Source organism: Clostridium sp. AF20-7 (genome assembly GCF_003479275.1).
GTDB classification, from domain to species: Bacteria; Bacillota; Clostridia; order Lachnospirales; family Lachnospiraceae; genus Otoolea; species Otoolea fessa.
The window spans coordinates 71,534-95,855 of sequence record NZ_QUGF01000001.1 but is presented as its reverse complement, the minus strand read 5'-3'; the positions used below and the strand labels follow the sequence as shown (position 1 = coordinate 95,855).

The following is a 24,322-nucleotide window of genomic DNA, read 5'->3' as shown; positions in this document are numbered from 1 at the left end:
CGGGATGCATCGGCTTTCTTTTAAATCTACACCCATTTTTCCAAATCTGCATCGGTTCCGCGCACAAAATGTGTGCCCTCAATCTGATGCATTGTACCTGCGCCGTAATCCAGACCGCTCGTCTTATAATCATAGTGCAGTGCAATCCGGCTGCGCTCTACCACCGGGTTCGGATTCGGGATCGCCGAAATCAGGCTTCGGGTGTACGGATGTACCGGATGGGAGAAAATCTCCTCCGTCGTGCCCGTCTCCAGAAGGTAGCCCAGATGAAGAACGCCGATGCGGTCGGAAATATATTTAACCATCGAGAGGTCGTGGGCGATGAAGAGGTAGGCAAGCCCCGTCTCGTCCTGGATGTCCTTCATCAGGTTGACAACCTGCGCCTGAATGGACATATCCAGCGCCGAGATACACTCATCGGCAATGATCAGCTTCGGGTTCATGACAAGCGCCCGGGCGATGCCGACACGCTGCCGCTGACCACCGGAAAACTGATGCGGGTACCGGTTTGCATGTTCCGGCGCCAGACCTACCTTGTGGAGGATGTCTGCCACCATCTCGGTCCGCTCTTTCTGGGAATGGTACCGGTGATGGATATCCAGCCCCTGTGCAATGATATCCGCTACTTTCTGGCGCGGATTTAAACATGCCATCGGATCCTGGAAAATCATCTGCATATCACTTCTGAGTCTCGCCTCTGTCTGGCGGCTCATTTTTCCGGAAATATCCATCCCGTCAAAGGTAATTCGTCCTGCGGTCGGATCGTAGAGGCGGATCAGCGCCCGCCCGATCGTCGTCTTTCCCGATCCAGATTCCCCCACAAGACCATAGGTCTCGCCCGGATTGATATAAAAACTGACATCCTCAACCGCTTTTACGGTAAATTTCCGGCTGACCGGAAAGTATTGCTTGAGTCCTTTTACTTCCAGAAGGGGCTTTTTGTTTGTCTCTGTCACTGTACTCATGCGATTCCCCCCTCTTTCTTCATTCTCTCAATTCGATCCCGAAGCTCCGGCGGCATATCGACCTTCGGCGCCTTCGGATGCAGCAGCCATGTCGCGGCGCTGTGTGTCTCCGATATCTTGAACATCGGCGGCTCCAGACGACTGTCAATGTTTAACGCATATTTATTCCGCGGTGCAAACGCATCGCCCGTTACCTTGTGAAGCAGGTTTGGCGGGCTGCCCGGGATTGTGTAAAGACGTTCGTCGTCCGTTCCCAAATCTGGCATCGCGGAGAGAAGTCCCCATGTGTACGGGTGGCGCGGATCGTAGAATACATCCTCGACCGTGCCGCTCTCGACGATCTTGCCTGCATACATGACGTTGACATAATCGGCAACCTTCGCAACGACGCCCAGATCGTGCGTGATATAGATAACCGACAGCTGCCGTTTTTTCTGAATCTCCTGAATCAGCTCCAGAATCTTCGACTGAATCGTAACGTCCAGCGCCGTCGTCGGCTCGTCGCAGATTAAAAGTTCCGGATCGCACGCCAGTGCAATCGCAATGACGATTCTCTGGCGCATACCACCGGAGAGCTGGTGCGGATAGTTTTTGATTCGCTTCTCCGCGTCGGTGATGCCGACCAGCTTCATCAGCTCCAGCGCCTTCTCATATGCCTCTTCCTTCGGTGTATGGTAATGCCAGATCATGCCTTCCATGATCTGTTTCCCAACCGGCATCAGCGGGTTTAAGGAGGTCATCGGATCCTGGAAGACCATCGCGATCCGTTTTCCGTTGATATGGCGGCGGATTTCCTCTTTTTTCATCTGCAGAATTTCTCTGGTGACCCGTTCCTCCGGGTTACGGTAATATGAAAATGTGATCTGTCCGCGGTCGATCGTTCCGTTCTTTGCCAGGATTCCCATGATCGCCTTCGCAGAAACCGATTTACCGGAACCGGATTCCCCAACGATTGCAACCGTCTCGCCCCGGTTTACCGTCAGGTTGACGCCCCGGACGGCATTGACCACTCCGGCTGTCGTCTCGAAGGAAATGTCCAGATTCCGCACTCGTAAAATTTCTTCTTTTTTCTCCATGCCATTTCCTCCTACATATCCTTCATCTTCGGATCCAATGCATCACGCAGACCATCCGCCAGCATGTTAAAGCACAGCATCAGAAGTCCCATGACAATTAACGGGAACACGATCATGTACGGATGGCTTGTAAAGTTCTGATATCCACTCGAAATCAGGGAACCCAGCGAAGCCATCGGCTCCGGCACACCCAGGCCAATAAAGGCTAAGAATGCCTCGGTAAAGATCGCATGCGGGATCGAGAACATCGTCTGTGTAATCAAAGGACCAAAAATATTTGGTAAAATCTCTTTGAAAATAATGCGGAAGCTCTTTGCTCCCAGCGTCCGGGAAGCAAGCACATATTCCTGCTCTTTCAGCTTTAAGACCTCCGCGCGGGCGATTCGGCTCATGCCCAGCCACCCGGAAAACATCAGGGCGAACGTGATAGACATAAGCCCCGGTTTCATAACTAACAAAAGCAGGGTAACCGTGATCAGGTACGGAATACTGTTTAGTATCTCGACGATACGCTGCATGATCATATCGACTTTTCCGCCGAAATATCCGGATACAAGTCCATACGTCAGACCAAACGCAAGGTCGATGAATACCGCCAGAACCGCTACATAGAGGCTGATCCGCGTTCCGCTCCAGGTCCTGGTCCAGAGGTCGCGTCCCAGCGAATCGGAACCAAACCAGTAGTAGGTATCGGTCAGGCTGTTGCTTTCATAATAGTTGATTTCTTTGCTTCCGGTGGATGTACGGATCGTCTCAGAACCATCTAAGATACCCATATTTTCCAGTCCCGGCACTCTCGGCGCCATGTTCTGGTTGGTAATAATCTGCTGATCGTAGGTAAACTGGTTCATGTGAGGTCCGACAAGCGCCATCACAATCAGAAACAGAATACAGACAAAGCTGAACATTGCGCCCTTATTTTTCTTAAACCGCGCAATTGCCTCTTTCCAGTAGCTCTGGCTTGCAAAGTTTGTATCGACATGTTCAAAGCCGTCTTTGTGCTGGAATTCAAAATCATCGTCCAGAAATTCGATCTGGCTTAAATATTCTTCGGGTGATAACACATGCTCCCGAACGGAAGCCACATCCCCGCCTGTCATTTTCTCATCTGTCTTTTCGTCACTCCGTTTTTTCATGCCATCACCTCTCAATCCGATTTCTTCGCCAGACGGATTCTCGGGTCGATAATTCCGTACAGGACGTCAACCACCAGCATCAGGACAATGTACATGACACTGTAGATAAATGCCAGCGAAATCGTCACGTTGTAATCGTTGGACTGAATCGCTGCAATCATTAAACTTCCGATGCCCGGAATCGAGAAGATCTTCTCGATAACCAGGGAACCAATCATCAGATCGACAACCAGCGGCGCCAGTACCGTAATGATCGGGATCAGCGCGTTTCGAAGTGCATGGCGCACCAGAAGCGGGCGTCCCGTGATTCCCTTGCTCTCCGCAAGCAGCATGTAGTCGCTGTCCAGCACCTCCAGAAGGGAGGTTCTCGTAAATCGAGCCACCGTCGCTACCGTAAACATCGACAGCGCCAGCATCGGCATGATCGACGATGCGAAGAACTTCTTGCCGTCAAACAGAAGCGGCAGCCACTGTGCCTTGTAGCCGATGAAATATGCCATAACCAATGCAAAAACATAGGACGGAAGGCTGACGCCCAGAACTGAAATCACAGTACAGATGGTATCAAGCCAGCTATTTTTCTTGAGCGCTGCCAGAATACCTAAAATCAGTCCGACTACCGCACCGAAGGAAACTGCCTCCAGTCCGATTCCAAAGCTGACCGGCACACGGTTCTTTAACAGAACCGAGATGGAGGTATCCTTGGAGATAACATACGATACACCAAAATCGCCCTGCAGCAGGTTCTTCACATACGTGAAAAACTGTACGATCAACGGTTTGTCCAGTCCATATTTCTTCGACATCATCGCAATCTGATCCGCGGTCAGCTTTTCATCGTTGAACGGAGATCCCGGCATCAGCTGCAGCAGCATAAAAAGTACCAGGATGATGATCAGAAGCGTGACAAGAGAAATCATGATACGTTTTCCGATATATTTCTTCATGTCCGTACTCCCTTCTTTCTTAGTATAATACGTCTCTCTCCTTCTCTTATAGCCCGGATATTCTTTCAACTCCGAAGTATAAAATAAGACAAACGGTTTTATCTCTCTATTCCTGCATCCACACGCGCATATGCGTCATGCCGCGGTTGCACCATGCATAGTACGGAATTGCCTGCAGGGTTACCATCTTTTCCGGTGCCGCATCTTCTGCATAAAGCGCCGGATTAACCGCCGCTTTCTTCCGGCAGCCCGTCACGCGCAGCGCCACGATACCTTCCAGCAGATCCGCCTGATACGAAAGCGCTTCAATCTTCGCCTCCCGCGGAATCCGCAGTGTCTGAAGATCCTCTCCGTTGTCCACGCCCTCAAAGGTGTAGATGATTGGTCCGCGTCTGAATGCCACGCATCCGGCATCCGCCCGCACCATCGGGTGTGCATAGACCCGCTCCGGCTCCATCTCCATCTCGCAGGAAACAGTATCACCAGGCTGCCAGCTTCTCTGGATCATCCAGTAGCCCTTGTCTGTCTTGACTGCCCCGGAAACCGGTATGCCATTGACCTTCACCTGCATCTGATGGCACCAGCCCGGATAACGGACTGCCAAAGTAAATTCTGCTCCCGCCTGCTCCGGTTCTACCGTGTAGGTAACGGAGCCGTTCCACGGATATTTCGATGTAAGCGCTATCTTCACGCCGCCCGCTGTTTCAAAGGTAGCCGTTCCCCCGACAAACAGATGGGAATAGATCGTATTTTCACTTGAAGACCATACATAGGAACCAAGTGAGGTCATCAGACGCGCCAGGTTCGGAGGACAGCATGCACAGTCATACCAGCCGATCCGCTCCGGTGTGTATTCTTCTTCGCCATATGCGTTGGTCGGCATGCCCGGATTGGCTTCAAGCTGATTGATATAAAAGAATTTCGTTCCGTCTAACTGCATGCCGCTGATGGTTCCGTTGTAAATCTCCCGCTCCAGAATATCTGCATACCGCGCGTCCGGATCCGCCTCCAGCATCTGTTTCGCGAAGAAGCAGACCCCCACCGCCGCACACGTTTCCGCGTAAGCGGTATCATTCGGCAAATCATAATCCACGGTAAATGCCTCGCCGTAATAGGTGGAACCGATTCCACCCGTTATGTACATCCGCCGGTCTACCATGTTGTCCCACATCTTCCGGCAGGCCGCCATCAGCGCCTCATCATGATTCTGCGCTGCCAGGTTTGCCGCCGCCGTCAGAAGATACATACAACGGACCGCGTGTCCTTCCACCGTATCCTGCTCACGCACCGGCTTGTGGTTCTGCATGTAGGACGGCGGCTGCTTGTCCATGTAATCGGTGCGGCTCCAGCTTCTAGCCGCCGCTTCTTTATGGAAGAACTCCGGATCCCGTCCGCGCTCATCGATAAAATATGCCGCCAGCTTCCGGTATCTCTCTTCCCCGGTTGCCTGATAAAGCCGCATCAGTGCCAGCTCGATCTCCTCATGTCCCGGAATGCCGGTTACTTTGCCTGCTTCCCGTCCGAACCGCCGATCGATATGATCGCACAGCTTGCAGCAGATATCTAAAAGCTTCGTCTTTCCCGTCGCCTGATAGTACGCGACGCCTGCCTCCGTCATATGTCCGGCACAGTACATCTCATGGCAGTCCGTCAGGTTCTGCCACTTATGTTCCGGCTCCGCCGCAATGAAATAGGTATCCAGGTAGCCGTCCGGCTGCTGCGCCCGCCCGATCAGGTCGATGATCGCATCGGCACGCGCCTCCAGCTCTGGATTTGCCTCGACGGTCAGTGAGTACGCCACCGCCTCCAGCCATTTCGCCAGGTCGCTGTCCTGAAATACACGCCCGTAATACGTTCCTTTCTCATCTCCCGCTGCAATGCGGAAGTTTTTAATCACATGGCTCTTTCGGATTCCGGACACCTCATCGTGAAGCACCCGTTCCTGATACGGAAGCATCGTGTGAATTACCACATTCTGTACCCGCGAAAAGAACGGGTCGTCTATCTTTACCTGTTTCAAATCAATGAAACTTGTCTCCTTTTTTATCATTCACAGAAAACCTCCTGATTTATTATTCACTTATCCGTAAGCGCCTATCAATAATCTGAAAAAGACTTCTTTTTTTGTATGTTTTCTTATAAGTATACCATTCAAATAGTGGAAAAGCGATCTAACACATTTTGCATATTATAGAAAAGAATACGCGTATTTTTATAGAACAAAATCAGCCTGATTTCATTCCTTCTTTTTCTCTGATTTTTCTTTATTCTTCATTCATCCCCTCTTATTTTCCCAAGTAGAGTGTTTTGTTTCTGCAAATATAAGAGATTTTCCAAACAGATTCTTGCTGTTTTTCTCTCTATTTGATATAATAAAATTGATATTTTAAATTTGTTTAACAACCTGACAAAGTTGTCCTGTTTTTCGTTTGCTTCTCTGCGGTTCAGACAGGATTCCTGTTACGTGGCTGTTTTTTTTAACGGGAGTACATACATCATGAATTTTATTAATTTAAACTGTCCGCCCCTTCCTTATTTTATCGTCGGAGGCGGATGTGTTTACCGCCCCGGCGATATCCATGAGCGCCGGACGATCCGAAATGTCTTTGATCTTATCTATGTTCACAGCGGAACTTTATATCTCGAACAGGATCCGTTCCGCGTTGAACTGAATGCCGGGCAGTTTTTTATCATTACCCCCGATACCCCGCACCGCGGCAGCCGCGTCTGCCAGGAAAAGACCACGACGAGCTGGGTGCATTTCTATACCAACGGCAAATACAGCCTGTCCGATGAATTTTACCCGGACAACGTAACCCGGCGCGCCGCGCCGAAATTTTACTATTCGCCGCAGAATTTCATTCTCTCCCTGCCGCGCACCGGCACCGTGCCGGAAGCCAACCGGGAGAAGCTGGAAAAGTATCTGCAGCGGATGAACCTGGTTTCTTTCAGCAAATACACACAGAAAAAGAGCTTTCCGTCCTCCGTGCGGACGCCGTTTGAGCTCCAGAATGATTTCATTGAATTTCTCCAGGTTCTCTATGCGCCGTACTGCTACAGTCGCGAGAAGGAAAGCATCGCCCGGACGCTGCGCGACTACCTGGATGCCCACTACACGGAGGAGATCTCCTTAAACGATCTGGCGCGCCAGTATTCCTACAGCCCGTCCCACTTAATCCGCAGTTTCCACCAGGCATACGGCGCCAGCCCGATGCAGTACCTGAAAAAACTACGCATCGAACACGCCTCCCAGCTTCTCCTCCACTCCGACGCCACGATCCAGTCGGTCGGTGAGATGGTAGGACTGCGGATCCCATCCTATTTTATCCGCGTATTTAAGCAGGAGATCGGCATTACCCCGGCGCAGTACCGGATGTTTTACGCAGAAGAGAATGGGGGGAGTGAGGCGCCTTAAAGGCGATTCACAGCTGATGTTTTTTACTATCTATTTGTTTTCGTAAGAACTGCCATGAGCGTGGCAGTTCTTTTTTTATACCCAAACCAGTGAATCGTTTCTAATGTATCTATAAGTTCCTCTACATCAGCTATTGTTTAAGCCAGTTATCCGCACATTGAAAATCCTTTATATTTAAGGTAACACTGTGTGTATACAAAGGAGGAAATTCCGAATTGAAAACTGTCACAATTAAACTTCGCATTCATAAACTTTTGGCTGAAAAGCGTCTGACGAAATACCGTTTTATCGCCATGACCGGGCTTGGCTATAAAAATGCCAGCCGAATTCTGGACAATGAAACTGAATCCATCCGCTTCAGCACCATCGCCCGCATCTGCTCCGCACTGGACTGTACGCCCGGCGATCTATTTGAAGTTCATGAGGAAGAAGATCCTTACGATGGAATGTATTAAACATTCGGAAACAAGTGATTTCATGTGCGGATCGCACGCCAAAAAAGAGCTGTCAACCGACGGTTTGCACCGGCTTTTGTGACAGCTCTTTTTGGTGATCCTATTTTTAAAAACAGAAGCGGTACCGCCTCTGAAAAGACAGTATCGCTTAACCTATCCGAATATTATATATAAGTGTCCACCAACAAGATACCTTACCAGTCATCCCGTCCATACTCTTCCCGTTCATCCAGGGCATCATCTACACCATCGGCATATTCTGAATCCCGGCGGTAGCGATCCCAGTCATAATCATCGCCTTCCATAACATCATCATATCCCGCATCATACGCTGCATAGGGATTCTGGAGCTTCTTTTGCACCGGTGGTATTCCCCTCTGCGCAGGTGTGTTTTTACGACTCCGTTGTTTCAGTTCCCACAAGGGATCCTCTTCTATCCGTTTAAGATATTCCTCATGGCTTCTGGATTCCTCTTCTTCTTTTTTCTTCTGTAATTCTATCAGCTCAGCCCGTTCTCTTTTTTTACGTTCCTCTTCTTCCCGTTTACTTTCTTCTATCTTCTCTGCCCAGTGCTGTTCACAGTATAAGTCATCGAAGGCCAGATTGTAACATCCTTCCTCCCGGCACTTATACGGATATAGCAGAACCACGAAAAGTCCACAGCCCATCGCACAGATAAGCAGCGTACAGAGAGTCTGGCGATGCTTTCCAAACCAGTTTTTCATTCCTGCTGCCAGACGGTTTTCTTTTTTCTCTGTTTCCTTCTCAGATTCAGGACTCTCTTCTTTCTTTTTCTTCCGGGACTCCATCCACCAGGTCAGTTCGGCATCCAGCAAAAACAACGGTATCAGACATGTAAAGGTGCCAACAAACAGCATCAAAGCATTGCCCGAATCTCCATGCACGCTTCTCGCATACTGGTAATGGCACTCTTCGTCATACCAACTATACAGACTCCAGGCATATGCCCCCAGAATGCCGATCAGAACTATCCATTTTATCTGCTTTTCTTTCCGCAGGATTCTCATGACGAGAAGTGCTCCTGCCATCGCAAACAGGAAACCTATCTTTAGATACACCGGTGCCGCCACCAGAGAAATCCAGGCTGTATATACCGGATAAAAGACACCAATAACCACTATCACAATCATCAGAATTCCAGACTCCATAGCTATACCCCCTATTAAGTCCATCTTACCACAAATGCGGATGCTTAGGTGGGTTATTTATGCCCCTTGAAGAAAATATCCACTTATGATAGCCTGCCCCGGATTACAAAGGCACGTATATGCTTGCTGTATCTCCCTTGTAATGCAAAAAGCTGCCGCAGATCAGAAAGTTTTTTTCCGATCTGCAGCAGCTTTTTATCTCATTCTTATTATTTTCTTCCTATTCTCTTAAGCTCCAGAATCCTCTGGTTCCGGCTTCCGCGAAACTGCAGGGTCAGATCCTTCTCCGCTTCCACGAACTCTCCGTCCACCAGCACATCCACATAGGACAGCATCTCGTCTGTCACCTCTGTATGGACCACGCCGCCGGCTGCCAGATCCCGATCCCACAGATAGCCGCTGTAGCACCAGATATCCTTCTCCGGATACGTCTCGCGCACCTTCTGAAGTAAATGTACCAGCTCCACCTGGTTTTCCGGCTCAAACGGTTCTCCGCCGAGCAGCGTAAAGCCCTGTATATATCCCGGCTCCAATGCCGCTAAAATCTCTTTCTCCGTCTCTTCTGTATATAACTGTCCATATCGGAAATCCCACGTCTCCGCATTGAAACAGCCCTTGCAGTGATGGCGGCAGCCCGACACAAACAAGCTGACGCGCACGCCAGGACCGTTGGCAATATCATACTTTTTGATGGTTCCGTAATACATATCTTCCTCCCCTAGACCAATGTACTCTCGGAGGCTTTCACCACATCCTACAGATGCAGCACCCGATCGCGGATCTCCTGGGTACGTCCCTGGTTCCAGAACTGGGTTCCGATGTAGCCGCAGGTACGGCGTGCGACAAAGAGCTTGTTCTGGTCGCGGTTGCCGCAGTTCGGGCACTCCCACACCAGCTTGCCAGCCTCATCCTCAACAATCTTGATCTCGCCGTCATAGCCACACTTCTCACAGAAATCACTCTTGGTGTTCAGCTCCGCATACATAATATTATTGTAGATAAACTGCATCACAGAGAGAACTGCCGGAATATTAGTCTGCATATTCGGCACCTCGATGTAGCTGATCGCACCGCCCGGGGAGAGCTTCTGGAACTCTGCCTCAAATTTCAGCTTACTGAACGCGTCAATCTTCTCGGATACGTGTACATGGTAGCTGTTCGTGATATAGTTCTTATCCGTAACGCCCGGAATGATACCGAAGCGCTTCTGCAGGCATTTTGCAAATTTATAAGTCGTAGACTCCATCGGCGTGCCGTATACAGAATAGCTGATGTTCTCCGCCTCTCTCCACTCTTTGCATTTATCATTCAGACGCTGCATAACTTTCAGTGCAAATGGCTTCGCCTCCGGATCGGTGTGGGATTTTCCTAACATCCGCATACACATCTCATACAGACCTGCATATCCCAGAGAAATCGTAGAATAGCCGTTGTACAGGAGTTTGTCGATCGTCTCACCCTTTTTCAGGCGGGCAAGCGCACCATTCTGCCACAGAATCGGCGCCACATCGGAGATCGTGCCGAGCAGCCTCTCATGACGGCAGCGGAGCGCACGATGGCACAGTTCCAGTCTCTCATCGAGAATCTGCCAGAAACGGTCCATATCTCCCTCCGAAGAACAAGCCACATCGACCAGGTTAATCGTGACAACACCCTGGTTGAAACGTCCATAGAATTTATGCTTGCCGTTCGGCAGCATCTGGGAATCCTCTACCGTCAGGAAAGAACGGCAGCCCATGCACGGGTAAACCTCGCCCTTCTTTAATTCTTTCATAATCTTAGCAGAAATGTAGTCCGGAACCATCCGTTTCGCGGTACATTTCGCTGCCAGCTCAGTCAGGTGCCAATATTTCGAACCTTCCGTAATATTGTCCTCATCCAGCACATAGATAAGCTTCGGGAACGCCGGTGTGATCCAGACGCCCTTTTCATTCTTGACGCCCTGCATTCTCTGCAGCATCACTTCCTCGATGATCATCGCAAGGTCATCTCTGGTCCGTCCCTCCGGAACCTCGTCCAGATACATAAATACCGTGACAAACGGAGCCTGTCCGTTACAGGTCATCAGGGTGATAAGCTGGTACTGGATCGTCTGGATGCCGCTCTTAACCTCCTCGCGCAGACGGCGTTCGGTCACGCGGTTGATGATATCCTCATCCAGTGCCTCGCCGCACTCGGTGCGCTCTGCAATCACGTTCTTGCGCAGCTTCTGACGGCTGATGTCCACAAACGGTGCCAGATGCGCCAGAGTAAAGGACTGTCCGCCATACTGGTTGCTGGCTACCTGCGCCACGATCTGGGTGGTCACGTTGCAGGCCGTAAAGAAACTGTGCGGCTTCTCGATCATCGTCTCACTGATCACAGTGCCATTCTGCAGCATATCCTCCAGATTGATCAGGTCGCAGTTGTGCTCCTTCTGTGCAAAATAGTCGGTATCATGGAAATGGATGATGCCTTCCTCATGCGCGCGGACGATCTCCTCCGGCAGCAGCACACGCTTGGATAAGTCCTTGCTGACCTCGCCCGCCATGTAGTCACGCTGGGTCGAGTTGATGACCGGGTTCTTGTTGGAGTTTTCCTGATTCACTTCTTCATTAATATGGTCCAAAAGTGCCAGGATGCCGTTATCGGTCGTGTTGGACTTGCGTTTTAACTCCCTGCGGTAGCGGTAGCGCACATATTTCTGTGCAACCTCATAACCACGCATCTCCATAATGCTGGTCTCTACCATATCCTGGATATCTTCCACATTCACCGCGTGCGGCATCTCCTGCACCTGCTCGGCGATCGTATCTGCAATCGCTTCAATCTGGTACGGGTTCATCTGGTGAATACGCTCCACATTGCCGTTCGCTTTCGTGATCGCATTTACGATCTTCGCCCGGTCAAAATGTACTTCTTCTCCATTTCGTTTGATTACATTGGTTGTTACTGTGTCTTCCATCCCTGTTCCCTCTCCTTACCCTTAAGCCCGTTTTATGACTTGTCTTCTATAATCTATAAATTGACTCGCCGGTTCCTGTTTCTGTGATTTCTCTTTCTACTTTTATGGCATACATCGAACATCCATCTGTATCCATTTCCCGTCCCCCAGCTTACTCATTCATGAGAGCAGCGCCTTCTTCTGACAGGCTATTTTTCATGTCCGGATGCCTTCACTGACAGGATTCTTTTCCGTTCCGACTTGTCTTACGATTGGCTTTATTTTTGATTTGTATTTAGGTAATTTTTAGAATTACACACAAAATATTGAACTCGTTTTCTTTCATAACACAATATATAGTGTGTTCGTCGTGACGTATTTAAGCATACACCAATTAGATTAAAAATGGAAGAGGATTCCCCTATATTTTTTCGAATCAGAATTTTGCACAAAAATCATTTTCTCCCTTTACAAACACCCAAATCTGTGATCCCCTTTCCACGACGTTCTTTCCAGACTTATCCACCGTCCCATGTGCAAAACCCACCTCGTCATTTCTCCCATGGCTGTATCCCATATACCCTCTGAGTCTCCTTCGCCCATACCCTTATCTGTTTTAAAAATACCGAAAATAATGCTTTTTAAAATATTTTTAAAAATATTTAAAAAACTGTTGACATTTTATTCTGGATGGAGTAGAATAACTCATGTCTTACGGATGAGGCATCCGCAAGAAAACAAAATAAGCGCCTTTAGCTCAGTTGGTAGAGCAGTAGACTCTTAATCTATTTGTCCAGGGTTCGAGTCCCTGAAGGCGCACTATCAAGTGCTTGTTTCGCAGACCGAGAGCTGTGGGGCAGGCACTTTGTGCGTTAGCAATGAGGCGTACAAAGAAAAAAAGAGATGGCGGATGACGCGTTGTGCTTGCACATAAGCAGCATCCGTTATCTCTTTTTTTCTTTATAGGGCGAATGCCCGACAGCGAGGAAAAGCGCCAGCTTTTTCGAGCTGCGCACGCCGGGACTCAAAGACGCAACCTTTTTTACCCCGCCCCACGCCGGACTCCAAAGACGCAGCTTTTACAGTGCCCGCCCAATCGCCTTCTCCACTTCCTTCTTTGAACTAGCGCCGACTTCCTTGCTGAACACTTCCCCATTCCGGAAAATAATCATCGTCGGGATCGACATGATTTTATATTCAGCCATAACCTCCGGGTTCTCATCGACATTCAGCTTTCCGATCTTCACTCTTCCCTCATACTCGCTCGCCAGCTGCCCGATCACCGGCGCCATCATCTGGCACGGACCGCACCAGTCTGCGTAAAAATCAACCAGTACCGGAATCTCCGATTTCAGTACCTCCTCCTCAAAATTCGCGGTCGTAAACTTCATCTCCATCACTCATTTCCTCCTTTCGTTCTATCCATATAGGCAGTCAACAGAAATGCCCTGTTTCTCTTTACGACGGCTTCTTTTTACCGCCTCCCAGTGCCTTTGCTGCCTCTTCCATCGATTTTTTCCATTTTAATGCCTGTTTATTCAATTCCACTTTATCGCTGGTCGCCTGAATGAGTTTCCGTGTAATCTGCTTTTTAATATCCATTCCGCTATCCAATTTTTTCATTATAACTAATATATACAGCGAAATGCCTTTGCAGCACTCTTTTCCCTACCGCACCGCCACCAGCTTGCAGATCGGCTTGCCCTGCGCCGAGAACTTTGCCTCGTACTCGGTCATGACATTGCCCTCTGCCATCTTGCTGTGGTGCAGGTCACGAGTATATTCTGTGATGCGCCAGCCCGCCTCCGGAATCGCCTCCAGGGAATAGGAAAATAAATCCTGGTTGTCTGTCTTGAACTCGACTCTTCCATCCTTCTGGAGAATCTGATCGTACACTGCCATAAATGGCGGCGAGGTCAGTCTCCGTCTCGCATGGCGGTCTTTCGGCCACGGATCCGAAAAATTCAAATAAATCCGCTCTACTTCCCCCGGTCCAAAAATCTCTGCCAGTTCTCTGGCATCCTCACATAAGAAATAGACATTGGACAGTTCCATCTGTTCTCTCTTGCGGATCGCCTTTAAAAGAACCGTCGAATATTTCTCAATACCCACAAAATTCACATCCGGGTTGCGGGACGCCTGCTCCAAAATAAACTGACCTTTTCCCATTCCCACCTCGATACGGATCGGATGGTCATTTCCAAAAATCTGCTGCCAGGTTCCCTTCTTCTCCTTCGCCTCGTGAACCACGTGCGGGTTTTCTTCTATCATCTGCTCTGCGCCCGGTATATGGCGTAATCTCATCTTCGTTCCTCCTAGTTATCTGTATAAATTAATTTTTTTCATCTATTATCTAAATGAAATATCCTATATTTTTTAGCTTTTCTCTAATATCTAATCTTAGCATTCATATGTTGTTTTCGCAAGATAAATCCTCCTATTCTCACATCTATAAAATTAACACCTATTTGATTTTTTTCCATTACATTTTGAACAAAGGACCTGTAAATTAGATACTATTGTCTTTCCGCCTTTAGAAACAGGAATAATATGATCTATATGCAAACCAACCTCATCAGGCATATATTTTCCGCATATTTGACATGTATAATTATCTCGAAGCATAATTTCCTTTCGCAATGCTTTTGTCATAAGTTTTCTTTGATTTTTACAATGATACTCATTTAAGGTACATTGAAAATCGATTTTTTGTAGCATTATATACCTGTCTATTAACGACTGATAATCGCAACTATACTCTTTATCTTGCACATTTAATTTATATGAAAATTTTTGGTAATTAACCTGTTTATATCGTGTCTGTTGACGAATAAACGTAAAACAAAACATATGCTCATCGTCAATGCATTCAAAAAACTGTTTTTGTCGCAAATCTTTAAATATTGCCCTATCTACTATTTGTTGACTACTATCCTTCCATTGCTGAACCTTTCGATAATGTATTTCAAAAGCTCCTATTCCATTATTATTTATATATGCATCTATAAAATCTTCAATATTGGGTTTTCTTTTACCCGAAACATCAAAGCAATATTCAAAATACGGATAGCGAAATGGAGATTCCCTAACCTTAGATATTATGTAAAACACCAAACCAATCAATAATATTAAAATTAACAGCTCTCCCATAATTCCTTTCAACCTTTTCTAAATAACACTTTCTTGACAAAATCCTCAAAAAACATTCGTGTTTAAATAAATACTATATTTCTATGATACCACACAAAATACTCTTTCGTATGACTTTTATTATACTTATTTTCGCATCTTTTGCCCCTTACCCATACCATAAAGCTCCCATCCGTCCGACTTTGTGTCCTTTTCTTACGAATTTCATAACTTTTCCAATTTTTATCATTTTATAGATGAATAATTCAAGCGATTATATTATAATAATTTTAGAACAAAACCAAACATACGGTCACGAAATGACTGCCGTCTTTTCACCCGTTCGCCGGACATCCAAAAGTCAGTATCCGTCCGGGAACAGCCGCCGGCACGCCGGTTTCGGACCTGCATCATATACACAGGAGGATATGCCTATGGGAACAACAGCTAACACAGGTCAGAGCACCTGGGAACAGATCCACGGCGGGGTCCGCGAGACCGAGCGCCTGATCGGACAGAAGAATTATAACCTGGCGATGGTGAAAGCCCGCCAGACCCTTGAATACATGGTCAAATGCCTCTGCGAGCGGTATGGCATTCTGGAAACCGGTCTTCTGGAGATGATCGACGCCCTCTACAGCGCCGGAAAAATCAGCAAGACCACCTGCGAACATTACCACAAGATCCGCACGATCGGCAACAAGGCGATCCATGAGGGAGACAACAGCGCCTACAACGCCAATCAGGCGCATCACCTTCTGTCGCAGGAGGTCTACACCTTCGCAAATGACTACAATGACACAAAAAAATCCACCCGGGCTTCCCGAAGTGCAGCTCCAACCCCCGCTTCTTCCCGCCTTCGCGGGAACAGCCGACATTCCTCTGCCAGCTCTGGAAACGGAAAACCTGCCGGCACACGTTCCGGCAGCTCCGAGGGACGCCGTCCGCGCGCCTATGCAGGCGGTCCGTCTTTTGAATTTCGAAGCATTATTAAACCAGTGCTTCTGATTATTATTATCATCCTGCTGCTTTTGATCATCAAGATGATACGCCCTGCGACGGATGCCAAACCGGATTCTACTGCAGCCGTCAGCACCGAATCGCTGGCTCCAGAAACCGAGGCAGAGACCGTTGCCGCAGAATCGACCGTTTACCGGACCACCGACACAGTCAATGTCCGTCCGGAACCATCCACCGACACCGACAGGATTGGCGTTCTAGCACCAGATACCGATGTGGAATATCTCCGTGATTACGACGAAAAATGGGCAGTAATCAGCTACAACGGACAGGAAGCCTACGTTTCCAGAGACTTTATCCGGCAGGTTTCGCAGTAATCAGCCAAAAAAGGAACCATACATGCAGTGATTCTTCTCCCTGACATACATGGTTCCTTTTCATTTTCTTTGTACAATGGTTCATCACTTTCGCAATTATACTTTCCGCAATGAATCCCTGAATTTACTCAACTCAAATTTTACTTCAAATCCCGAATTTTCTCCGCCAGCGGCACAATCTCCTCCAGCGAATTTAACTCATAGTCCGCCAGACTCCGGTCAAAGGAAAAACGGTTATCGATGAGCGCCGCCACTGTCATTCCCGCGCAGTGCCCCGCCGTGATGCCGACCGTCGAATCCTCAATCACAAGGCACTCCTCCGGCTGCAGGCCCATCTGCTCCGCCGTATAGAGGTAAACCGCCGGATCCGGCTTGCTGCGCTTGAACGTACTCGCACTGATCATCCGCTCCAGACGGGACGCCACGCCATTTTCCTTTAAAATGCGCTCCACCTGCTCAATATTCGTCGCGGATGCGACCGCCAGCCGGAAGCCCTCTGTTTTCAGGCGATCCATCACATCCAGAATCTCCGGGCGGAAGATCGAGAGATAATCAATCGAATTAAAAATGTCCGTCCAGCGCCCCAGATACTCGTCATGCAGCTCCTGCCAGGTCTGACCATTGTGGATCGCCTTCTCCACAACCATCCAGCAGTCCTGCTTCGTCGTCCCCACCGTCCCGTGCAGACTCTCCAGAGTCACCTCCGGATTTTTCGTTTTTGCATATTCATACAGATAATTCAGATAAATTCCTTCACTGTCAATGATGACCCCATCCATATCAAAAATGACTGCCTTTATCATATTCGTATCCTCTCTCTTTCTGCTCCAGATTATAACATCTTCCCCCAGTATACAGGAATCCCCCGCCAGCTGACAAGCCCCTATTCCACCCTCCCGCCATTCTTTCGAAAAATTTATTACTGTTCACGCATCGTGCCCAGTAACGGAATTTGCCGTGGCTTCGCATTCAAATACGGCAAACTCCTGCTGCCACCATGTTTTCTTACGGCACTTTCGCTTCCAAAAGTGCCTACCCGTAAACAGTAACAAAAATTTCACATATTTTTCCATTTCGCGCCTTTTCATGCTTCCCCGAAACTGTTATACTGGATAACGAAACGGAAACTTTAACATACAGAGCCGTTTCAAGGAAAATAGAACAAACGACCTCTTTACAAATTTATCACATAAAATGAAAGGCTGCAGCTGTACCACAACCTGACAGCCGCGAAAGGTTTTATATGACACAGAAAAAAACATATTTAAGCTGGCTTCTGGGGCTTATCTGTGCTTTCAGTCTGATGATCGTGTTTCTGATTACCTCGGTGGAAGCCGTCGCCTACTGGACGCCGCATTATTATGAAAATGAATATACCCGCTACCAGGTTGCCGATGATGTCCATATGGAGATGGACGACCTGCTTTACGTGACGGACGAGATGATGGCATATCTGCGCGGCAGCCGCGACGATCTGAACATTGACACCGTCGTAGACGGGACGCCGCGCGAATTTTTCAACGCCAGGGAGAAGGCGCACATGGCGGATGTCCGCAACCTCTTTCTCGGAGGACTGGCGCTGCGCCGCCTCTGCCTGTTTCTGGCAGCGGCATCGGTTGCACTGCTGGCACTTTTCAAGGTTCCGTTAAAACACCTGCTGCCACGGATGCTCTGCGCCGGGACGGTTTTATTTCTGGGCGTGACCGCCCTGCTTGCCGGGATCATTTCCACTGATTTTACGAAATATTTTATTATTTTCCACAAAATCTTCTTTACCAATGATCTCTGGCAGCTCGATCCGCGGACCGATCTTCTGATCAACATCGTGCCGGAACCATTTTTCATGGACACCGCCGCCCGGATCGGCATCACCTTCTGCCTGATGACCGGCGCCCTGTTTTTTCTCTGCCTTGCATGTATCCTGCGGGAACACCGCAGGGGCAAATCAGGGGCAGAAAATTCCGGAAATTCCGGAGGCGGCAGCTCTCCAGGTAGTTCCAGCCACCCGGCTGCTCCGGATTTGAAGACGAAAATAGCTGGCAGCACAGGCAGCAAGTTGTCCTTGTTTTTAATTGGTACACTTTTGCTGTCCCTGCTCGCCGCCCCGATGCAGGCGCTTGCCTCCACCGACTGGCCAGCGGACATTTCCATTGACTCCGATGCCGGGATCGTCATGGACGCCAACACCGGAGTCGTTTTATATGGAAAAAACATCCATGAAACCTACTCTCCCGCCAGTATCACGAAGGTTCTGACCTCCCTCATCGTTCTGGAGCACTGTTCCCTCGATGAGACAGTCACCTTTTCCGAGAGCGCGGTCTACAACGTGGAGTCCAACAGCAGCAGCGCCGGATACGATACAGGCGATACTGCCAGCGTCAAGGACTGCCTCTACGCCCTGCTTTTAAAATCAGCCAATGAGGCTGCCAACGCCCTCGCCGAGCACGTTGCTGGCTCCGCTGATGCATTTGCTGTTTTGATGAATGAAAAAGCCGCCGAGCTTGGGTGCCAGGATTCGCATTTTGCAAATCCGAGCGGTCTGAATAACGAGGAACACTATGTCAGCGCCTACGACATGGCGCTCATCACGCGGGCGGCATTTGAAAATCCTACGTTTGCCAAGATCGTCGAGACAACCTACTATAAACTGCCGCCGAACCAGAAAAATCCCGAGGGACAGGGCATCTCCCCGGGCAATAAGCTGGTCAAAAAGAACTGGCCGCAGTACTACCGTCCGGACGTCCTCGGCGGCAAAACCGGTTATACCTCCATCGCCCTCAACACACTGGTCAATGGTGCCAGACAGGGCGATACGACACTGATTACCGTCATCCTGCACAGCAACAACACGCAGTATGAGGATACCAGCCGGCTGCTCGACTTTGGATTTAACAATTTCCAGTCGGTCAAAATTGCAGATTATGATCAAACTTTTTCAAATATCGGAAAAGATTTAAAAATTGCAGATGTGTCTACCGCCGGGGGCGAATCCCTGTCCATCGACCCAGATAGCCGCGTGGTACTTCCAAAAACAGCGGATTTCTCGGAGACAACGACCTCCTTCGACTATGAGATCCCGGCTGGCGCACCGGACGGCACGATCGCCTGTGTCACTTATTCGCTCGGCGATCACAAGGTTGGCCAGGCATATCTGACCCTCACCGACAGCAGCCAGACAGCGGCAGATATTCCTGAAAAGCTTGTATCCCAGGCGGCAACAGCTGCCGCGCAGGACAACTCCGACACTGCCCTCTCAAACGGCTCCTCGGAGGCCTTGCCGCTCTCCAATCCGCCCGAATCGGCTGCTAATCAGGAAAATAGTTCCACCGGTAAATCCTTTGGACAGCTGTTTCATATTTCCGTCCGCGTTCCACCGGCATTCATCGCCGCACTGACCGCCATTCTTGTCGTGATCGGCGCGGTCACCGCCGGCATCCGTTTTCTCCAGATGCAGCGCCGCCAGGAGGAGGACGCCCTCGCAGAACGCCGCAGACGGCGCGCGGAACGTCTGCGCGACAGCGGAATGTCCGAAGCAGATTTCGACCTGATGATGCAGGACCGCCGAACGGCGCTGGCGAAAAAAAGGAAGAAACGATCGCATAAAATCCCATAACTGACACAAAAAGAGTTACCAGATGTGGAAATTCTCTTCTTTTACCTTACTCTAAACAGGCAGGAGAAACATTTCCATATCCAGTAACTCTTTTCTATGAATTTTTCCTTTTCTCTAATTCCTATTTCATACGCTCCATCCGCCCGGCTGCCTTCACCCTACTCGGCTGCTTCTGCCGCCTTTCCAGACTTCTTCGCCTTGTTGCGTTCCGCGCGCTTCTTCTTCGTTTCCTCCTTCTTCTGCTCCACGTAGGCCGCTCCCTCTTCACCGACCAGCTTCGTCGTCTTAACAGCAAAGAACGAGCCGTCCTCCGACTTCTTCATCCGGATCTTTCCCTTCATATAACCGTGCTCCGGGCAGACCGCCAGACAGAAGTAAAATTTCTGGTTTGAGGAAAACCAGCGGATCTTTTTCCGCAAGGTCCGGCGGCATTTGTAACAAACCATCTCCGCCACACGCCGTTCCTCCAAAATCTCTTCCTTCGTCTCATGCTCACGCGACACAAATTTCGCATATTCTGGAAATTCCAGATAGATCTCTTCCTCCTCCGTCAGCGGCGGCTGGTAATAATCCACTGAAACATACTCCATCATGCTGTAAAAGTCCATCTCACTCATGACACGCCCCGTGTAGTACGCATCATCCAGCGCCCGGTGGAACGGGCGGTCTTCCGTGAGGTGCAATTCCTCTACCACGGTATCTAACGACTCCTTTTGCTTGGTGCCGTGGATCAGGGCATAGATTTTCTGCAAATCATAATAGAGAAGCGGCGATGGAAACTGCAGCTCCATCCCGTGATATACCATATTCCGCTGCAATTCGGTCAGATCCATCGAGCCCCACGTACAGAACCGGTAATCATCCCCGCACCATTCTAAAAATTCGGTCATCGCACGCACAAAATCCTCGCCTTCTGTGTCAAGCTGCTCGATCGACATATGCGTCACTTCTGATATCTTATAATGCATCTGCCGGTACACCCGCGGGCGGATCAGACGGCGAAATTCCGAAATGATTTGAAGATTTTTATTTAATTTTACCGCGCCTATCTCAATAATCTCAAATGGAAGCCGGTTCATCGAGCCTTCCTTGCCCGCCGGACTCTGGTTCCATTCCAGATCTAATACTATAAACTGTCCCATAATTCTCGTCTCTTTGTAACGGTTCCTTTTTTCCCCATTACCTCTTACTTTTCTTTCTTCACGTTGTCACTGTCCATAACTTTACCACAAATCTGTGTATAAGTCCATATTTGGTTATTGGTTCACGGGTAGGCACTTTCGATTCCAAAAGTGCCTACCCGTGAACAGTAACTTTGGAACCGAAGGTGCCGTAAGAAAACCTAATATTTTACATAGAACCACTGGCAGAGTGCTTCCATCTTTGCTATACTTCATGATAGAAAGAAAAAGCATTTTTTATCAGAATGCTTTCTTCTAAGCTTTATTATGCACCTTGGGAGGGGCTGCTTATGGATTTAATACAACAATTTATCGATACATACAAGATGAAATGGACGTTCTACGACGCAGCCGGCCGGCTCGCGGCAGAGAAACTCCAGCTTGCCCTGCAAAATGCCGGTATCCGGGCGATCGTGACCTCTCGCGCCAAGAATCCCGCCAGACTCCGCACAAAAGTGCAGCGGCGCAATTCCAGACGTGAAGAACCATACCAGACACTCGAGGAAATCTACAACGACATTGCCGATCTGTCCGGCGTGCGCGTCTCCCTGTATTTCCCCGGTGATCGCGGCAAGGTAGATGCGATCATCTCGGAGCTTTTCAATATCCTGGAATTTAAACAGTTCCCAGAACAGTCGAAACCCCCGACTTACCACAAACGGTTTTCCGGCTATTGGGCGAACCATTACCGCGCGCGGATGCGCGATGAAATTTTAAATGAATCACAAAGAAAATACGGAGCGGCGCGCATCGAGATCCAGGTGGCATCCCTGATCATGCACGCGTGGTCCGAGGTTGAACACGACCTGATTTACAAGCCGATGCAGGGAACTTTATCTGAGGAAGAGCTGTCAATCTTAGATGAGTTAAATGGTCTGGTTCTTGCCGGTGAGATCGCGCTGGAACGCCTACAGGCAGCCGGAAATGAGCGGCTCCGCAGCCGCAATGCCGCGTTTGGAAGCCAGTACGAGCTGGCGTCCTATCTCTATAACTTCCTGAGCAGCCATCTCAAAACCGAGGACATCGAGCTTCGAATGGGAAATATTGCCCTGCTCTACCGACTTTTGCAGCGTTTACAGCTCACCGGTCTCAAAGATATTACCCCCATTCTGCGGTCTGTCAAATTTGAAAAGGATCGGCGCACCATTTCCCAGCAGATCATCGATCAGATTATCTCCGGCAATGAAAAGCGCTACCAGTGCTACCAGGAGCTGCGGACGGAACCAGAAACCACCTCACCAGAAACCCTGCAGGCTGTCAACCAGTTTCTTGAAGAGTGGGTACCGTTAGAGCGCCTGCTCAACAAGACTGCACGGCGCACCTCGCCGCGTTCCCGCGGTGCCTTCAATATCAATACGCTCAAGCGGATGGATCTCTTTGACAAAGAAATGATCAACCAGATTGTCCAGCTCCGCAAGCTGCGGAATGTCCTGATCCACGACATCGAGCTGCCGGATCAGGCGCAGATTCTCCGCTGTACAGAGGAAGCGAAAGCACTTCTGGCACGGCTGACCGGGCAGCATGAAGCAATGACAGACGGAGAAACCGGTGAGAAAAACAGTCACGCAGAAAACGCATAGGACGCAAACGCGCCAATCACCAAAAAGGTAAAACACCAGCTAACAAAAAAACACAATGATAAAAGCCATCCAGTTTTTAGCCGGATGGCTTTTATCATTCTAAATCAGAAACTTATTAAATTAGAGATTGCAGGCAAAAATCCCATTGCCGCAGGCAATTTTTAATGGATTTTTGCGCGTGACTGTGAAGGTACTGAACAGTTCCTAGAAATCAACCTCTGTATCATAGAAGCAGCAGGTCAGAAGTTTCGCCATCTGCTCCGGATTGATCGAACGCGGGTTGGAACCGGTACATGCATCGCCAACTGCCAGCTCTGCTACGGTTGCCAGTTTGTCATTGAATTCTTTCTCGTCAATGATTCCACCCTCATAGAGCTTAATGCTCGGAGCGATATTTAACTGCTTGTTCATCTCTTTGATCTCGGCAATCAGAGCGTCAACCAAAGCCTCGTCGCTATCTCCCTGTAAGCCGATGAACTTCGCGATATCTGCATAGCGGGAAGCTGCCTCCGGTTCCTTGGAGTTAAATTTAATAACCTTCGGAAGATACATCGCATTCGCTGCACCATGAACGATATGTCCGCCGGAGTAAGCTGCACCTGTCTTGTGTGCCATAGAATGGACGATACCAAGCAGTGCATTGGAGAATGCCATACCTGCCAGGCACTGTGCGTTGTGCATACGTGCTCTCGCTTCTTTGTCGCCATTGTAAGATTTAACCAGATAGGTATGAATCATCTTAATTGCGTGAAGTGCCAGCGGGTCGGTGTAATCACAGTGAAGTGTGGATACATACGCCTCGATCGCATGGGTCATCGCATCCATACCGGTGTTTGCGGTCAGCTTCTGCGGCATGGTCTCAGCCAGCTCCGGATCCACGATCGCTACATCTGGTGTGATATTGAAATCTGCTAACGGATATTTGATACCCTTATGATAATCGGTAATAACGCTGAATGCCGTAACCTCAGTTGCTGTACCAGAAGTAGACGGAATCGCGCAGAATTTTGCCTTTGTACGCAGTGTTGGGAAATTGAACGGAGTGATCAGATCCTCAAACTTGGTATCCGGATACTCGTAGAATGCCCACATCGCTTTTGCTGCATCGATTGGGGAACCGCCGCCGATCGCTACGATCCAGTCCGGACCAAATTCCTGCATAAGCTTTGCGCCCTTCATAACGGTCTCAACGCTCGGATCTGGCTCTACTCCCTCAAACAGAGCCACTTCCATGCCAGCTTCTTTCAGATAATCCTCTACTTTCTGAAGAAAACCGAAGCGTTTCATGGAACCACCGCCAACGACAACGACTGCCTTTTTGCCTTTCAGATTTTTCAGTTCCGCTAAAGATCCTTCTCCATGATAGAGATCCCTCGGTAATGTAAATCTAGCCATA

General features: G+C 49.1%; 20 protein-coding genes and 1 tRNA gene. 6 read left to right on the top strand and 15 right to left on the bottom strand.

Going from position 1 to position 24,322, the window contains the following annotated elements; all coding sequences use genetic code 11:
• Positions 1-26: 26 nt before the first annotated feature.
• The 5 genes from DWX68_RS00495 to DWX68_RS00475 are packed head-to-tail and all read right to left on the bottom strand — an operon-like array spanning position 27 to position 6,174.
• On the bottom strand, positions 27-965 hold the full coding sequence (locus DWX68_RS00495) for an ATP-binding cassette domain-containing protein (protein WP_118628368.1): 939 nt from the start codon (positions 963-965) through the stop codon (positions 27-29).
• Positions 962-2,041, bottom strand: coding sequence for an ABC transporter ATP-binding protein (locus tag DWX68_RS00490; RefSeq protein WP_118522274.1), 1,080 nt, complete (start codon positions 2,039-2,041; stop codon positions 962-964). The genes DWX68_RS00495 and DWX68_RS00490 overlap by 4 nt, the downstream gene beginning before the upstream one ends.
• Before the next feature lie 11 nt (positions 2,042-2,052).
• Positions 2,053-3,177: an oligopeptide ABC transporter permease gene (gene opp3C, locus DWX68_RS00485; RefSeq protein ID WP_243027418.1), complete on the bottom strand. Its 1,125-nt coding sequence runs from the start codon at positions 3,175-3,177 to the stop codon at positions 2,053-2,055.
• Between the two features lie 11 nt (positions 3,178-3,188).
• On the bottom strand, positions 3,189-4,226 hold the full coding sequence (locus tag DWX68_RS00480; RefSeq protein ID WP_118628367.1) for an ABC transporter permease: 1,038 nt from the start codon (positions 4,224-4,226) through the stop codon (positions 3,189-3,191).
• 4 nt (positions 4,227-4,230) lie between these two features.
• A complete protein-coding gene (locus DWX68_RS00475; RefSeq protein ID WP_118628366.1) occupies positions 4,231-6,174 on the bottom strand; it encodes a beta-L-arabinofuranosidase domain-containing protein in 1,944 nt (647 codons plus the stop codon).
• A 447-nt stretch (positions 6,175-6,621) separates the two neighbouring features.
• On the opposite strand from DWX68_RS00475, the gene DWX68_RS00470 reads away from it, so the two are divergent.
• Both DWX68_RS00470 and DWX68_RS00465 read left to right on the top strand, forming a co-directional pair.
• The gene (locus tag DWX68_RS00470; RefSeq protein WP_117796802.1) at positions 6,622-7,539 is read left to right on the top strand and encodes an AraC family transcriptional regulator; all 918 of its coding nucleotides are present in this window, start codon (positions 6,622-6,624) and stop codon (positions 7,537-7,539) included.
• Between the two features lie 215 nt (positions 7,540-7,754).
• The gene (locus tag DWX68_RS00465; RefSeq protein ID WP_022359127.1) at positions 7,755-7,994 is read left to right on the top strand and encodes a helix-turn-helix transcriptional regulator; all 240 of its coding nucleotides are present in this window, start codon (positions 7,755-7,757) and stop codon (positions 7,992-7,994) included.
• Between the two features lie 194 nt (positions 7,995-8,188).
• Here the strand turns inward: DWX68_RS00465 and DWX68_RS00460 are convergent, their stop codons facing one another.
• The 3 genes from DWX68_RS00460 to nrdD form a co-directional block, all read right to left on the bottom strand.
• A complete protein-coding gene (locus DWX68_RS00460) occupies positions 8,189-9,163 on the bottom strand; it encodes a hypothetical protein (RefSeq protein ID WP_118628365.1) in 975 nt (324 codons plus the stop codon).
• A 209-nt stretch (positions 9,164-9,372) separates the two neighbouring features.
• Complete coding sequence (nrdG, locus tag DWX68_RS00455) at positions 9,373-9,870, bottom strand: anaerobic ribonucleoside-triphosphate reductase activating protein (protein ID WP_117796799.1); 498 nt, start codon at positions 9,868-9,870, stop codon at positions 9,373-9,375.
• A gap of 47 nt (positions 9,871-9,917) precedes the next feature.
• A complete protein-coding gene (gene nrdD / locus DWX68_RS00450) occupies positions 9,918-12,107 on the bottom strand; it encodes an anaerobic ribonucleoside-triphosphate reductase (RefSeq protein ID WP_117796798.1) in 2,190 nt (729 codons plus the stop codon).
• 725 nt (positions 12,108-12,832) lie between these two features.
• Here nrdD and DWX68_RS00445 point away from each other — a divergent pair.
• Positions 12,833-12,905, top strand: a tRNA-Lys gene (locus DWX68_RS00445).
• A 260-nt stretch (positions 12,906-13,165) separates the two neighbouring features.
• Here DWX68_RS00445 and trxA read toward each other — a convergent pair.
• The 4 genes from trxA to DWX68_RS00430 all read right to left on the bottom strand — a co-directional run bounded on the left by trxA (position 13,166) and on the right by DWX68_RS00430 (position 15,236).
• Positions 13,166-13,483, bottom strand: coding sequence for a thioredoxin (gene trxA / locus DWX68_RS00440; RefSeq protein WP_117796797.1), 318 nt, complete (start codon positions 13,481-13,483; stop codon positions 13,166-13,168).
• Positions 13,484-13,544: 61 nt separating this feature from the next.
• Positions 13,545-13,709 carry a hypothetical protein gene (locus tag DWX68_RS14565; protein WP_177271941.1) on the bottom strand — a complete coding sequence of 55 codons (165 nt, stop codon included), beginning with the start codon at positions 13,707-13,709 and terminating at the stop codon, positions 13,545-13,547.
• Between the two features lie 45 nt (positions 13,710-13,754).
• Positions 13,755-14,390: a tRNA (guanosine(46)-N7)-methyltransferase TrmB gene (gene trmB / locus DWX68_RS00435; protein WP_117796796.1), complete on the bottom strand. Its 636-nt coding sequence runs from the start codon at positions 14,388-14,390 to the stop codon at positions 13,755-13,757.
• A 153-nt stretch (positions 14,391-14,543) separates the two neighbouring features.
• A complete protein-coding gene (locus tag DWX68_RS00430; protein ID WP_118628364.1) occupies positions 14,544-15,236 on the bottom strand; it encodes an HNH endonuclease in 693 nt (230 codons plus the stop codon).
• A 413-nt stretch (positions 15,237-15,649) separates the two neighbouring features.
• On the opposite strand from DWX68_RS00430, the gene DWX68_RS00425 reads away from it, so the two are divergent.
• The gene (locus DWX68_RS00425; protein WP_107000921.1) at positions 15,650-16,552 is read left to right on the top strand and encodes an SH3 domain-containing protein; all 903 of its coding nucleotides are present in this window, start codon (positions 15,650-15,652) and stop codon (positions 16,550-16,552) included.
• A gap of 140 nt (positions 16,553-16,692) precedes the next feature.
• On the opposite strand, the gene DWX68_RS00420 is transcribed toward DWX68_RS00425, so the two are convergent.
• Positions 16,693-17,355, bottom strand: a complete 663-nt coding sequence (locus tag DWX68_RS00420) for an HAD family phosphatase (RefSeq protein WP_118570486.1) — start codon at positions 17,353-17,355, stop codon at positions 16,693-16,695.
• 440 nt (positions 17,356-17,795) lie between these two features.
• Between DWX68_RS00420 and DWX68_RS15055 the strand changes: the two genes are divergently transcribed.
• Entirely contained in the window at positions 17,796-20,165 is a 2,370-nt protein-coding gene (locus DWX68_RS15055) for a TIGR01906 family membrane protein (protein ID WP_347475149.1), read from the top strand.
• A 158-nt stretch (positions 20,166-20,323) separates the two neighbouring features.
• Here the strand turns inward: DWX68_RS15055 and DWX68_RS00405 are convergent, their stop codons facing one another.
• Positions 20,324-21,307 (bottom strand): 3'-5' exonuclease, encoded by a 984-nt coding sequence (locus tag DWX68_RS00405; protein ID WP_022359138.1) that lies wholly within the window; start codon positions 21,305-21,307, stop codon positions 20,324-20,326.
• A 329-nt stretch (positions 21,308-21,636) separates the two neighbouring features.
• On the opposite strand from DWX68_RS00405, the gene DWX68_RS00400 reads away from it, so the two are divergent.
• Entirely contained in the window at positions 21,637-22,926 is a 1,290-nt protein-coding gene (locus DWX68_RS00400; RefSeq protein ID WP_118628363.1) for a RelA/SpoT domain-containing protein, read from the top strand.
• Between the two features lie 204 nt (positions 22,927-23,130).
• Here DWX68_RS00400 and DWX68_RS00395 read toward each other — a convergent pair whose 3' ends face one another.
• Entirely contained in the window at positions 23,131-24,321 is a 1,191-nt protein-coding gene (locus DWX68_RS00395; protein ID WP_022359140.1) for an iron-containing alcohol dehydrogenase, read from the bottom strand.
• Position 24,322: the final 1 nt, after the last annotated feature.

Coding starts and splice junctions, on each gene's coding strand:
- DWX68_RS00495 (WP_118628368.1), bottom strand. CDS start 965: ATGAGTACAGTGACAGAGACAAACAAAAAGCCCCTTCTGGAAGTAAAA.
- DWX68_RS00490 (WP_118522274.1), bottom strand. CDS start 2,041: ATGGAGAAAAAAGAAGAAATTTTACGAGTGCGGAATCTGGACATTTCC.
- opp3C (WP_243027418.1), bottom strand. CDS start 3,177: ATGAAAAAACGGAGTGACGAAAAGACAGATGAGAAAATGACAGGCGGG.
- DWX68_RS00475 (WP_118628366.1), bottom strand. CDS start 6,174: ATGATAAAAAAGGAGACAAGTTTCATTGATTTGAAACAGGTAAAGATA.
- DWX68_RS00470 (WP_117796802.1), top strand. CDS start 6,622: ATGAATTTTATTAATTTAAACTGTCCGCCCCTTCCTTATTTTATCGTC.
- DWX68_RS00460 (WP_118628365.1), bottom strand. CDS start 9,163: ATGGAGTCTGGAATTCTGATGATTGTGATAGTGGTTATTGGTGTCTTT.
- nrdG (WP_117796799.1), bottom strand. CDS start 9,870: ATGTATTACGGAACCATCAAAAAGTATGATATTGCCAACGGTCCTGGC.
- nrdD (WP_117796798.1), bottom strand. CDS start 12,107: ATGGAAGACACAGTAACAACCAATGTAATCAAACGAAATGGAGAAGAA.
- trxA (WP_117796797.1), bottom strand. CDS start 13,483: ATGGAGATGAAGTTTACGACCGCGAATTTTGAGGAGGAGGTACTGAAA.
- DWX68_RS14565 (WP_177271941.1), bottom strand. CDS start 13,709: ATGAAAAAATTGGATAGCGGAATGGATATTAAAAAGCAGATTACACGG.
- trmB (WP_117796796.1), bottom strand. CDS start 14,390: ATGAGATTACGCCATATACCGGGCGCAGAGCAGATGATAGAAGAAAAC.
- DWX68_RS00430 (WP_118628364.1), bottom strand. CDS start 15,236: ATGGGAGAGCTGTTAATTTTAATATTATTGATTGGTTTGGTGTTTTAC.
- DWX68_RS00425 (WP_107000921.1), top strand. CDS start 15,650: ATGGGAACAACAGCTAACACAGGTCAGAGCACCTGGGAACAGATCCAC.
- DWX68_RS00420 (WP_118570486.1), bottom strand. CDS start 17,355: ATGATAAAGGCAGTCATTTTTGATATGGATGGGGTCATCATTGACAGT.
- DWX68_RS15055 (WP_347475149.1), top strand. CDS start 17,796: ATGACACAGAAAAAAACATATTTAAGCTGGCTTCTGGGGCTTATCTGT.
- DWX68_RS00405 (WP_022359138.1), bottom strand. CDS start 21,307: ATGGGACAGTTTATAGTATTAGATCTGGAATGGAACCAGAGTCCGGCG.
- DWX68_RS00400 (WP_118628363.1), top strand. CDS start 21,637: ATGGATTTAATACAACAATTTATCGATACATACAAGATGAAATGGACG.
- DWX68_RS00395 (WP_022359140.1), bottom strand. CDS start 24,321: ATGGCTAGATTTACATTACCGAGGGATCTCTATCATGGAGAAGGATCT.